General features: G+C 64.7%; 10 protein-coding genes and 1 pseudogene. 3 read left to right on the top strand and 8 right to left on the bottom strand.

Features of this window, described 5'->3' with window-relative positions; genetic code table 11:
- Positions 1 to 188 precede the first annotated feature (188 nt).
- Entirely contained in the window at positions 189 to 1352 is a 1164-nt protein-coding gene (locus G5S35_RS02670; RefSeq protein WP_074981634.1) for an MFS transporter, read from the top strand.
- Between the two features lie 566 nt (positions 1353 to 1918).
- On the opposite strand, the gene fahA is transcribed toward G5S35_RS02670, so the two are convergent.
- A complete protein-coding gene (fahA, locus tag G5S35_RS02665) occupies positions 1919 to 3235 on the bottom strand; it encodes a fumarylacetoacetase (protein ID WP_183038542.1) in 1317 nt (438 codons plus the stop codon).
- The gene (gene hmgA, locus G5S35_RS02660) at positions 3232 to 4590 is read right to left on the bottom strand and encodes a homogentisate 1,2-dioxygenase (protein ID WP_065057199.1); all 1359 of its coding nucleotides are present in this window, start codon (positions 4588 to 4590) and stop codon (positions 3232 to 3234) included. The genes fahA and hmgA overlap by 4 nt, the downstream gene beginning before the upstream one ends.
- A gap of 328 nt (positions 4591 to 4918) precedes the next feature.
- Between hmgA and G5S35_RS02655 the strand changes: the two genes are divergently transcribed.
- Positions 4919 to 5746 carry an EAL domain-containing protein gene (locus tag G5S35_RS02655; protein WP_065057198.1) on the top strand — a complete coding sequence of 276 codons (828 nt, stop codon included), beginning with the start codon at positions 4919 to 4921 and terminating at the stop codon, positions 5744 to 5746.
- Between the two features lie 84 nt (positions 5747 to 5830).
- Here G5S35_RS02655 and murB read toward each other — a convergent pair whose 3' ends face one another.
- On the bottom strand, positions 5831 to 6895 hold the full coding sequence (gene murB, locus G5S35_RS02650; protein WP_183038541.1) for a UDP-N-acetylmuramate dehydrogenase: 1065 nt from the start codon (positions 6893 to 6895) through the stop codon (positions 5831 to 5833).
- Between the two features lie 242 nt (positions 6896 to 7137).
- Here murB and G5S35_RS02645 point away from each other — a divergent pair, with 242 nt between their 5' ends.
- Positions 7138 to 7623, top strand: a complete 486-nt coding sequence (locus G5S35_RS02645) for a YajQ family cyclic di-GMP-binding protein (RefSeq protein WP_065057196.1) — start codon at positions 7138 to 7140, stop codon at positions 7621 to 7623.
- Positions 7624 to 7755: 132 nt separating this feature from the next.
- Here the strand turns inward: G5S35_RS02645 and G5S35_RS02640 are convergent, their stop codons facing one another.
- From G5S35_RS02640 to G5S35_RS02625, 5 genes and pseudogenes are all read right to left on the bottom strand, one after another.
- Positions 7756 to 8256: an SRPBCC family protein gene (locus G5S35_RS02640; protein WP_176080405.1), complete on the bottom strand. Its 501-nt coding sequence runs from the start codon at positions 8254 to 8256 to the stop codon at positions 7756 to 7758.
- 39 nt (positions 8257 to 8295) lie between these two features.
- Complete coding sequence (locus G5S35_RS02635; protein WP_110325511.1) at positions 8296 to 8607, bottom strand: ArsR/SmtB family transcription factor; 312 nt, start codon at positions 8605 to 8607, stop codon at positions 8296 to 8298.
- Between the two features lie 73 nt (positions 8608 to 8680).
- Complete coding sequence (locus G5S35_RS02630) at positions 8681 to 9274, bottom strand: DUF2442 domain-containing protein (protein ID WP_110325509.1); 594 nt, start codon at positions 9272 to 9274, stop codon at positions 8681 to 8683.
- A gap of 86 nt (positions 9275 to 9360) precedes the next feature.
- Positions 9361 to 9528, bottom strand: a pseudogene (locus G5S35_RS40250) (DUF4160 domain-containing protein); the annotation flags it as partial.
- Positions 9529 to 9746: 218 nt separating this feature from the next.
- A complete protein-coding gene (locus G5S35_RS02625; RefSeq protein ID WP_074981618.1) occupies positions 9747 to 11546 on the bottom strand; it encodes a methyl-accepting chemotaxis protein in 1800 nt (599 codons plus the stop codon).
- Positions 11547 to 11580: the final 34 nt, after the last annotated feature.

Raw genomic sequence — 11580 nt, 5'->3', positions numbered from 1 at the left:
CGACGTTCGACGTTCGACGTTCGACGTTCGACGTTCGACGTTCGACGTTCGACGTTCGACGTTCGACGTTCGACGTTCGACGTTCGACGTTCGACGTTCGACGCTCGGCGCGATGACGCGCTGATTGACTGAAGCAGCGCGGCATCCCATGCCGCGTTTTTCGCGTGCGCAGTGTAGGATGGCGCCCGATGAAAACCGTCCTTACCCGAGATTTCCTCGCGCTGATCCTGAGCGTGGCCGTGGTCGGCCTGGGCTCCGGCGCGACCTTGCCGCTCACGGCGCTCGCACTCACCGACGCCGGATACGGCAGTGCCATCGTCGGCCTGCTGACTGCCGCACAGGCGCTCGGCGGGCTGATCGTCGTGCCGCTCACGGCGTGGATCGCGGGGCGATTCGGCTCGCGGCAAGTGATCGTCGGATCGGTGATTGCGGTCGCGGCGGCCACTGCGCTCATGCAGACCTGCGCGAATCTGTGGGTATGGGCGGCGCTGCGGATGGTGTGCGGCGCGGCGCTCATGCTGCTGTTCACGATCGGCGAGGCGTGGGTGAACGAACTCGCGGACGACTCCAATCGCGGACGCGTGGTCGCCATCTATGCGACGACCTTTACCTTGTTTCAGATGTCCGGGCCCGTGCTGGTGAGCCAGATCGCGGACTCTACGGCGTGGCGGTTTGCGATCTGCGGGGCGATTTTCCTGATCGCGTTGCCGATGCTGTTTGCCATCCGGTCGAGTCCGCACAAGTCGGATCTGCATGAGCCGCATGGGAGTTGGCGGCATGTGTTGCCGAAGATGCCGGCGCTGATTATCGCGACCGGTTTTTTTGCGTTGTTCGATACGCTTGCGCTGTCGTTGCTGCCGTTATTCGCAATGGGGCATGGGATTGGGAGCGAGCTGGCCGTGCTGTTTGCTTCGGTTGTGTTGCTCGGCGATACGACGATGCAGTTTCCCATCGGGTGGCTCGCTGATCGGCTCGGGCGCGAGCGGGTGCATGGGTTGATGGGCTTGATTGTTGTCGTGCTGTTGCCTTTGTTGCCTTTTGCTGTGGGGACGCCCTGGTTGCGGTGGCCTTTGCTTTTTGTTTTGGGGGCCGCTGCCGGGTCTATTTATACGTTGGCGATTGTCGCCTGCGGTGAGCGGTTTGAAGGCGGGGCGCTCGTTTCGGCTAGTGCGCTGGTTAGTGCTTCATGGAGTGTCGCCAGTTTTGGGGGGCCTATTGTTACCGGGGCTTTGATGGAGCATGCCGGGCGCGATGCCATGCTTTGGGTTTTGTTTGCCGCCGCGGTTGTTTTTCTTGGGGCTTTGAGGTGGGAACGGGTGCGCGGATTGGCTGGTGCTTCGCATATTCGGTGATTTTTTTTGTTTTGCGCTTTTTCCTGTTTTCTTGTCGGTCTGCATGCGTTGCCCCTGTGCGGGTCGGCACCTACTTTTCTTTGCCGCGGCAAAGAAAAGTAGGCAAAAGAAAGCGGCTCACACCGCTAATGCTTCGCTGTGTTTCTCTCGACGTCATTCGGAGTGGTGCAGGAGCGTCCGTCGTCCCGCGCCCTCCCACGTAGTGACAAGGCATCCTCACATCCCGTTGCGCTCAACGCGCAACGGCCGGGTATGCGGGGGAAACCAAAGGTACTAATTTATCTTTTTGGGGCACTCGCAAACCTTCGGTTTGCTGCCATGCCCCACGGGGCGCGGAGCGCCCCCGGATGAATGACGGCTTTGTCACTGAGTTGAGTGGTGCGAGGCGACAGACGCCCCGGAACCACTATCGAAGAAGGTGCGGGGTGGACGGCGTCACACTGGCGGTTTGAGCCGCTTTCTTTTGCCTACTTTTCTTTGCGGCTGCAAAGAAAAGTAGGTGCCGCCCCGCACAGGGGCAACGCGTGCAGACCGACAAGAAAACAAGAAAAGCGCAAAACAAACAATCAACCTAATGCAGCCACTACCTCCCCAACACACTCCCCAAACCCCACCCGATACCCCTCCCCCTGACACCACCCACGCAGCGTCAACACATCCCCATCCTCAATAAACCCCCGCGTAGCGCCCCCTTTCAACTCAACAGGATTCTTCGCATTCCAGGTAATCTCCAGCAAGCTCCCAAACGAATCGGGCGTCGGCCCGGAGATCGTCCCAGAGCCCATCAAATCCCCGACGCGCGTGTTACACCCGCTCACCGTATGATGCGCAAGCTGCTGCGCCATGCTCCAGTACATGTGCCGGAAATTAGTCCGTGAAATCGTCGACGCCTCCTGCGCCCCGGCAGGCTGCAACAGCACTTCCAGCTCGATATCGAAAGCATGCTCCCCGCCATGCCGCAAATACTCCAGCGGCTTAGGCTCCTGCACCGGCTGCGCGACGCGGAACGGCTCCAGCGCATCAAGCGTCACAATCCAGGGCGAAATCGTCGAAGCAAAAGTCTTCGCATTGAACGGCCCAAGCGGCACATATTCCCACTGCTGAATATCGCGCGCGCTCCAGTCGTTGAGCAGCACCATGCCGAAAATATGCGCCTCGGCATCCTCACACGCGATCGGCTCGCCCAGCGCATTGCCGCGCCCGATCACGAATCCGGTCTCCAGTTCGATGTCGAGCTTGCGGCACGCGCCGAACACCGGCCGATCCTGATCCGGCAACTTCAACTGCCCATTGGGCCGACGCACCGGCGTGCCGCTCACCACCACGGAAGAAGCGCGCCCGTTATAGCCGATCGGCATTTCCGACCAGTTCGGCAATAGCGCATTCTTCGGATCCCGAAACATTGATCCCACGTTCGTCGCGTGTTCCTTCGACGAATAAAAGTCGGTATAGCCCGGAATATTCACCGGCAAATGCAGCTTCGCCTCCGCGAGCTTCACGAATGCGCGAGCGCGCAACGCCGCGTCATCGCGCAAGGCTGCCGTGTCGCGCGCAAGCAGCGACGAAAGCTGCACGCGCACGCTGCGCCACACGTCGCGACCCAGTTCGATGAAGTCATTGAGCGCGCCGCGCGCGAACACGTTGTGCTTCACCGTGGCCGGCAGCCTCAGCAGGCCCGCGTCATACAGCACCGCGAGGTCGATCACCGAATCGCCGATCGCCACGCCCACGCGCGCCGAGGCATGCTGCGCCGTGCTGAACACGCCGAACGGCAGATTCTGGATCGGGAATTCGCACGCGGCGTCGTTGGCGGACTCGATCCAGCTCTTGCGGCGCGGGTCGAGCGTGGCGCGCAGGTCGTCGGGAAGGGCTTGGCTGCTCATTGCTGCTCCGGATTGAAATGTTTCTCGAGGCCTTGCCAGCACTCGTAGTAATGCGCCTGCAACTGCGCCGTTTCGAGCGCGAAGCGCGTCGGCCGGATCAGCGTGCGGGTCTCGAACATGAACGCCATCGTGTCGCCGACCTTGTGCGGCTTCGTCGTATCGGCGTTCGAGGCTTTTTCGAAGGTCTCGGCGTCCGGGCCGTGGCCCGACATGCAGTTGTGCAGGCTCGACCCGCCCGGCACGAAGCCCTCGGCCTTCGCGTCGTACGCGCCGTGCACGAGGCCCATGAACTCGCTCGCGACGTTGCGGTGATACCAGGGCGGACGGAAGGTGTTCTCGGCCGCGAGCCAGCGCGGCGGAAAGATCACGAAGTCGATCGAGTCGACGCCCGGCGTGTCAGTCGGCGCGTGCAGCACGAGGAAGATCGATGGATCCGGATGGTCGAAGCTGATCGAGCCGATCGTATTGAAGTGGCGCAGATCGTATTTGTACGGCGCGTAATTGCCGTGCCAGGCCACCACGTCGAGCGGCGAATGGCCGATGTCGGCGCGCCAGAGCTGACCGTTGAGCTTGGTGACGAGTTCGAACTGTCCTTCAAGATCTTCGTACGCGGCGTGCGGCGTGAGGAAGTCGCGCGGATTCGCGAGGCCGTTCGAACCGATCACGCCCAGATCCGGCAGGCGCAGCAACGCGCCGAAGTTCTCGCAGAGATAGCCGCGCGCCGTGCCGTCCGGCAGATCGACCGTGAAGCGCACGCCGCGCGGAATCACGGCGATTTCGAACGGCTCGACGTCGAGCTTGCCCATTTCCGTGCGAATCGACAGGCGCCCTTCCTGCGGCACGATCAGCAATTCGCCATCGGTATTGAAGAAGAAGCGGTCGGTCATCGCGCGGTTGGCCGCGTAGAGATGGATCGCGCAACCGCTCATCGACGCCGCCGAGCCGTTGCCCGCCATCGTCACCCAGCCGTCGATGAAGTCGGTCGGCGCGGTCGGCATCGGCAGCGGGTCCCAGCGCAACTGATTGGGCGGCGTGGGCGGCACGTCGTTGAAATCGGCGACGAGGCGCGTCGCGCCGCCGATCTGGGCGTGCGCGACGAGCGGCGTGAACGGCTGATGCACCGCGCCCGGACGGATCCGATAGAACCACGTGCGGCGATTGTGCGAGCGCGGCGCCGTGAAGGCGGTGCCCGAAAGCTGCTCGGCGTACAGGCCGTACGCGCAGCGCTGTGGCGAGTTCTGCGCGGCCGGCAGCGCGCCGGGCAGCGCCTCGGTCGCGAACTCGTTGGCGAAGCCGCTCATATAGCCGTCGGTCGCGGCGCGATTGGCCGCGGCGTGGCGCAAGGGTGCATTCATCACTGTCTCCATGTTCTGCGTGCAGGCGCGTCTTCAGCATAGACGCCCCTCGGCACGCCGACTTTCGATTGATCGAGCCGGGCGCGGCGGCTTTCTCTGACAGAATCCGTCGCGCGATTTACGAATAGTAAAACGGATTATGATTAGTGAAATTCAACGTAAACCCTGGGAGGACGTCGAAACCCCGGCAAAGCCGCGTTTGCGTGGATATCGTTATCACCAATCCATGCATGCCGCAGGCCGGCGGACTGCTAACATCGAGTCATGCGGCCCCGAGGCTGCCCGATCCGATCACTCCGCGCTCCGAGACGCCCTCTTTTTCGTCACCATGCTTGCTCCCACCATTCCCGCGCTCGTCGCCCGCGCCGCCGATCATCCTTTTCTCGGCGAGCACCTGGCGATGGGGACCGGCGCGCACAGCGCCGTGGCCGTCGCCCACCGGCGCGGCGTGGAGTTGCTGAGCGCCTACGAACCGATCTACGACATCAGCGTGCACGGCGGCGCGCAATCGCTGACGGCGGATCTCGCGCAGGCCTCGCGTTTCGGCGACGAACTCGGTTTTCAGGCCGTGACGCTGCGCGAGGTCGACGGCAAGGTCGGGCCTTACGATCCGTTTTCCGACTCGCTCGACGATCCCGAGCTGGTCGCGCTCGACCGTTGCGTTCGCGCGCTGCACACGATCAACTTTCTCGGCTCGCAACAGCATGGGCTGCTCTTTCTGCGCGTGCACGAGCGTCTGCTTAAAAGCGTGAAATACGATCACGGGCGGCATTTTTCGAACGTGCTGGTCTCGTTCGGCCTGAATCCGGGGCGTGTGGTGATCGAGTTACCGGCGGCGGCGGTCGCGCACCGGACCTTCGTCGGCTATCTGACGCAGAGTTATCAGCGCTATGGCTTCAAGGTGGCGGGCAATCTGCCGAATGCGGGACAGATTCTTTCGGTGTCCGACATGGCGCGGCTCGATTTCGTGAAGATGGATGCCAGCTCGGCGCTGCGCGATTCGATGGTGAAGCCGCTCGTGAGCTATGCCGCGCGCCTGCGCATTCCGCTGATCTTCAACCGCGTGGTCGATGCCGCGCAGTTCGAGCAATTACAGCAATACGACGTGCGCTTCGTGCAGGGGCCGGTGTTCACCGCGCAGGACAGCGCGGCCTGACTCGCTCCGCCATGAAAAACGCCGCGCTTTCTTGCGAAGGCGCGGCGTTTTTTTGTGCGTGGTTTTACGCGACGGACAAAAGGCCTAGAGGCTGATCGGCTCCTGCTCCAGCTCCACGCCGAAGCGCGCGAACACGTCGTGGCGGATCGCCTGGGCCAGTTCGAGGATATCGGCGCCGGTCGCGCCGCCGCGGTTCACGAGCACCAGCGCCTGACGCTCGTGCACGGCCGCCTCGCGCAACGCGCGCCCTTTCCAGCCGCACTGGTCGATCAGCCAGCCCGCCGCGAGCTTCACGCGTCCGTCGGCTTGCGGATACGACACGACGCCCGGCTCGCGCATGACGAGCGCGTCGAACTGCTCGCCCTCGATCACGGGATTCTTGAAGAAGCTGCCCGCGTTGCCGAGCACGCGCGGATCGGGCAGCTTGGCGCGGCGCACGGCCACCACGGCGTCGAACACGTCCTGCGCGCACTGCGCTTCGCTCAGACCGCGCTGCGCGATCTCGCGTGCGAGATCGGCGTAACCGGCATTCGGCTGCCACGACTTCGGCAGACGGAACGTGACCGCCGTGATCACGAAGCGGTCGCGGCCTTCGCGCTTGAAGAAGCTGTCGCGATATCCGAACTCGCAGGCGGCCGCGTCGAATTCATAGGGCGTGCCGGTCTCCACTTCGATCGCGCGCACGGCCGCGCAGCGATCGCCCATTTCCAGCCCGTAAGCGCCGATGTTCTGGATCGGCGCGGCGCCCACCGTGCCGGGGATCAGCGCGAGATTTTCGAGGCCGGGCATGCCTGCTGCGAGCGTCCACGCGACGAAATCGTGCCAGTTCTCACCGGCGGCGGCCTGGACGTACCAGGCATCGCCGTCCTCGTGAACGACGCGCTTGCCCGCCAGCGCGACCAGCAGCACGAGGCCGTCGAAGTCGCGCGTGAGCACGACGTTGCTGCCGCCGCCCAGCACAAGCGTGCGCAAGCCTTGCGCGCGCGAATCGCGCACGGCGGCGACGAAATCGGCCTCGCTTTCGACGCGGCACGCGTAACGCGCGCGCACGTCGAAACCGAACGTGTTGTGCGCACGCAGCGGATAAGCGGCGGCGAACCACACGCTGTTGCGCGGGGACGGATCAGCAGACAAGGCGGAAGCGGACATCGCGGAAGAACGGATACGGAAAAGACGGACGGAGGACGCGGGCCAGATCAGGCCGAGCCGGACAAAGCCCGGTAGAACCCGGCAATGCGAGGCAGGCCCGGCCCGCCGCGCAACCTTGGGCAAACACGAAGGCGCCGGTAAAATAGCGTCGGTCCGTGATTATAGCGAGTGCGCGCGACGCCGCCGGAAAACGCCGGTGCGGCCCGCCCGCGCAGCGCCACTCGCACTTTTGGGAGAAAGCAATGCCATCGTTTGACGTCGTCAGCGAAGCCAACATGATCGAAGTGAAGAACGCGATCGAGCAATCCAACAAGGAAATCTCCACGCGCTTCGACTTCAAGGGCTCGGATTCGCGCGTCGAGCAAAAGGAACGCGAGCTGACCGCGTTCGCCGACGACGATTTCAAGCTCGGCCAGGTCAAGGACGTGCTGCTGTCGAAACTGGCCAAGCGCAATGTGGACGTGCGTTTTCTCGACTACGGCAAGATCGAGAAAATCGGCGGCGACAAGGTGAAGCAGATCATCACCGTGAAGAAGGGCGTGTCCGGCGATCTCGCGAAAAAGATCGTGCGCCTCGTGAAGGACAGCAAGATCAAGGTGCAGGCGAGCATTCAGGGCGACGCCGTGCGTGTGACCGGCACCAAGCGCGACGACCTGCAAAGCGTGATCGCCATGCTGCGCAAGGACGTGACCGATACGCCGCTCGACTTCAATAACTTCCGCGATTGATGCTGAGCGACTGAGCGTTCGCGAACTTTCGCGAACGCTCCCAATAGTCGGTTCGGCGGGCGCGGCGCGCACTCACGTGGGCGTCGCGCCCGTTTTGTATTTCTCCGCATTTTTCCGCGTACTTTCAGGCCGTCAATCGGGCTTGAACAGCAGCGGCATCATCACCTCACCGGTTTCCAGCAGCGTCTTGAGGTTCGAGAGGATGAGCGGCCAGCCGCCCGCCACCGCCTCGATAAACTTCGACCCCGGCCGCGCCATTCGGTGCGTGACCGTGAGCTTCGCCACGTCGTCCTGCGCGACGATTTCCATCGTGCACAGCGAGTCGCCTTCCGCGTTCAGGTCGGGACGAAACTGATTGCGCCAGCGGATCACCAGACGATGCGGCGGCTCGGATTCGACGATCTCGCCCGAGTCAGCCACACGTCCGTCGGCGAAACGCAACTGCCACGGCGAACCCGGCTGCCAGTCGCTTTCCGCGCGCACGCCGTGCCAGTAGCGCGCGGTGAATTCCGGGCTCGTGAGCGCCGTCCAGAGCGCCTGCGGCGTGGTGCGGATATAGGTGACGTAGACGAACACCGACTCCTGCGCGGCGTGCGTGCCGGCCTGCGTTGCTGCGCGGTCTTGCTGGCTCATGGCTGCCTCCTGACTTCGATGTCTGCGCGCTGCGCGCGCTTACTCCTCGAGCGAATGTTTGAGCTCCACGAGCGCGTCTACCTGCGCGCGCTCGAACTTGCCGATCCAGCGCGCGGCCATTTCGCCGATGGGCACCGGATTGATGAAATGGCGCTTTTCACGCCCTTCGCGACGCGTGACGACGAGATTCGCCGCTTCGAGCACGCCGAGATGCTTGGTGACCGCCTGGCGCGACATCGTCAGGCCTTCGCAGAGCTGCGACAGCGTCTGGCCGTTCCTGGCGTGCAGCCGATCCAGCAACTGGCGGCGGCTCGCGTCTGCGAGCGCGCGGAATACGGCGTCGTCGTTCATGGATTTTATTATGCAACCACGAGGTTGCATGTCAAGGTGAAACCGGCGCGTGCCAAGTGATCGCGCACGACGCTCATGGACGCTTACGCACGACGACCTTGCCCCCCGCCGCGACGCCTGGCCCCACCGCCGCCCGGCTGACCGGCTCGCTGGGGAGCGCCTGCGCGCCGGCAACGGGCTTGCTGGACGTGACGGCCCCGACGGACGCGACGGACGCGACGGCCTTGCGCGGCCGCCCGCCCTTGCGCCCGTTCTCGCGCGCGGCGGCGGCCTTCGCCGGCGACTTGACCGAGCCCATCTGACGCGCCAGATCGCGCATCCAGAGCTTCGTGCCGTAGATGCCGCTCAGCAGCCCCGGCGCCCACACCGACTCGTCCAGGCGCGGGAAGTAGATCGACTGCCCGCCGCCCCAGATTTCGACGTCGGCAAGCTGGGCCGGCGTGGGCGCGTGCGCGAGCATCTGCAGGTCCTGAATGAGCGCGATGGGCACGGCGATGTCTACGCCGTTCGCGAACGACACTTCGAGTTTGTGATGCGTACGGCTGTACCGCGCGGCGACCGCAACCGGACTCGCCTGTGCCGCCCCCGCTGCGGCGTCGAACTGCTCGCGGCCGATGGTCTGGGCGCCCACGGGCTCGCGGTTGAGATGCTCCCTGCTGCTGGCCATGTTTGCGTTCTCCAGGTTGCGATGCGTTGCCATTCGCGGCACAAATGCGCGACTTCGGGTTCGATGGCCTGCGCGAGGCGCGCCACTTCACGCTCGCCGAGCGCGAAGCGTTCGCGCAACGCCAGCGGCCCGAGCGGGCAATTGAGGTTGAACACACACGCGCCTTGCGGACTCTCGACATGCACGTGCGCGGGCCGATGATCGTTCGAATAGATCACGACGCGGGCGCCGGATACGCGAAGCAGTGTGGGCATGGCGTAGACAATAACCTAACGTTGGGTTTCTGGAGCGCCGCGCGGCCCGTTTTCCGTGCACTCTCTTGCACTGGATCAACCCCAACGGGCGGCGTGATCGAGAACACAGCTTAGCGACGCGCGCCGCGTCTGAAACCTCGTCCGAATGGCGTAGGACGCGTCATCAGGCGAAAAAAAACGGCGCCTGAGCGCCGCCTTTTTTTGCCGCGTGTCTGGCGTCAATCGAGCCTGAACTGCCCGACTGCTTCCGCGAGCCGCATCGCCTGACCGCGCAGCGCCGACGCCGCCGCCGTCGACTGCTCGACCAGCGCCGCATTCTGCTGAACCATTTCGTCGAGCTGGCTCACGGCGCGATTCACTTCCTGAATGCCGCGCGTCTGTTCGCCGGCCGCGCTCGTCACTTCGGCGATGATGGTCGTCACGTTCGACACGTTCGCCACGATCTCGTCCATCGTTTCGCCCGCGCGGCGCACGAGTTGCGAGCCGGAATTCACGCTCGTCACCGTCGATTCGATCAGCGCCTTGATTTCGCGCGCCGCCTGCGCGCTACGCTGCGCGAGGCTGCGCACCTCGCCCGCGACCACCGCGAAACCGCGCCCCTGCTCGCCCGCGCGCGCCGCTTCGACGGCGGCGTTGAGCGCGAGAATATTGGTCTGGAACGCGATGCCGTCGATCACGCCGATGATGTCGGCGATCTTCACCGAAGCCTTCTCGATCGCGCCCATCGTATCGACGACGTCGTTGATCACCGCGCCGCCGCGCGACGCCACCACCGACGCCGAATTGGCCGTCACGTCCGCCTGCTGCGCCGCGTTGGCCGACTGGCCGACCGTCGCCGTGATTTCCTCCATCGACGCGGCCGTTTGCTCGAGGCTCGCCGCCGCCGATTCGGTGCGGCCCGACAGGTCGACGTTGCCCGCCGCGATCTCGTCGCTCGCCGTGCGCACCGACTCGCTCGCATCGCGAATATGGCGCATCACGTCGCGCAGTTTGTCCATGAAGGCGTTGAACGAGCGCGCGATCTGCGCCACTTCGTCGTCGCCCGTGGCGGGCAGGCGCTGCGTGAGATCGCCCTCGCCCGCGCTGATCGCGTCCATCGCGTCGCGAATGCGCGAGAGGCGCTGGAACGACACGGCCGTGACCGCGCCCACCACCAGCGCCGCCACCACGGCCACCACCACGAGCGCGATCAGCGACGCGGTGAGCAGCGAGCGCATGCCCGCCGTGGCTTCGCTGCGGTCGAGCGCGACGATCAGACGCCAGTCGGTGCCCGGAATCGGCTGCGCGCGCATCAGCTTGGCGTCGCCGCCCACGTCAAACGACGGCGGGCGCGCCGACGCATCGAGCGCGGCCAGCTTGTCGCCCGTCAGTTCCGGCGCGAGGTCGGTGACCGGCTTGAGCGTGAGCTTCGCGTCGTTGTGCGCGACGATCTGGCCCGCGCTGTCCACCAGCATCCCGAAGCTCGCGGGCGTCGGATGGATCGACTGCACGTTCGACACCACGTCGTCCATCGCGACGTCGCCGGAAATCACGCCCTTCACCTGGCCGTCGCGGATCACGGGCGCGGCGAACGCCACCACCAGCTTGCCGGTGCCCACGTCGACGTAAGGCGGCGTCACCACGCCCTTGCCCGCCGCGACCGCCTGCTTGTACCAGGGACGGCCGGTCGGATCGTAATCGGGCGGAATGCCGGTCGGATCGGAGAATTTCGCGGTCTTGTCGGCGTAGCCCACGTAGACGTTGGTGAAGCCGCCCGCCGCTGCGATCTGCTTGAGCGCCGCCGACGGATCGGGTTGAAGCACGGCGTCCTGCAGCGACTCGATCATGCGCGCGTGCGTCGCCGCCCATTCGCCGATGCCTTCGGCGTGGCTGGCCGCGACGGCCGAGAGCGTGGCGTCGATCGAATCCTTGTTATGCGAGCTGGCGACGTAGTAATCGAGTGCGGTATTGGCCGCGAGCGCCACGACGACGATGGAAACGCATAGCGCGACGATGCGCGCGCGAATGGTGGAGAACATGGGGAGGAGCGCCGGGGGAAGAAGTAATTCGGAC

This window comes from Paraburkholderia tropica (assembly GCF_014171495.1).
Taxonomy (GTDB): domain Bacteria; phylum Pseudomonadota; class Gammaproteobacteria; order Burkholderiales; family Burkholderiaceae; genus Paraburkholderia; species Paraburkholderia tropica.
This window is presented reverse-complemented; position numbering and strand designations above follow the sequence as displayed.

Coding starts and splice junctions, on each gene's coding strand:
- G5S35_RS02640 (WP_176080405.1), bottom strand. CDS start 8,256: ATGAGCCAGCAAGACCGCGCAGCAACGCAGGCCGGCACGCACGCCGCG.
- murB (WP_183038541.1), bottom strand. CDS start 6,895: ATGTCCGCTTCCGCCTTGTCTGCTGATCCGTCCCCGCGCAACAGCGTG.
- G5S35_RS02645 (WP_065057196.1), top strand. CDS start 7,138: ATGCCATCGTTTGACGTCGTCAGCGAAGCCAACATGATCGAAGTGAAG.
- G5S35_RS02635 (WP_110325511.1), bottom strand. CDS start 8,607: ATGAACGACGACGCCGTATTCCGCGCGCTCGCAGACGCGAGCCGCCGC.
- G5S35_RS02630 (WP_110325509.1), bottom strand. CDS start 9,274: ATGGCCAGCAGCAGGGAGCATCTCAACCGCGAGCCCGTGGGCGCCCAG.
- hmgA (WP_065057199.1), bottom strand. CDS start 4,590: ATGAATGCACCCTTGCGCCACGCCGCGGCCAATCGCGCCGCGACCGAC.
- G5S35_RS02670 (WP_074981634.1), top strand. CDS start 189: ATGAAAACCGTCCTTACCCGAGATTTCCTCGCGCTGATCCTGAGCGTG.
- G5S35_RS02655 (WP_065057198.1), top strand. CDS start 4,919: ATGCTTGCTCCCACCATTCCCGCGCTCGTCGCCCGCGCCGCCGATCAT.
- fahA (WP_183038542.1), bottom strand. CDS start 3,235: ATGAGCAGCCAAGCCCTTCCCGACGACCTGCGCGCCACGCTCGACCCG.
- G5S35_RS02625 (WP_074981618.1), bottom strand. CDS start 11,546: ATGTTCTCCACCATTCGCGCGCGCATCGTCGCGCTATGCGTTTCCATC.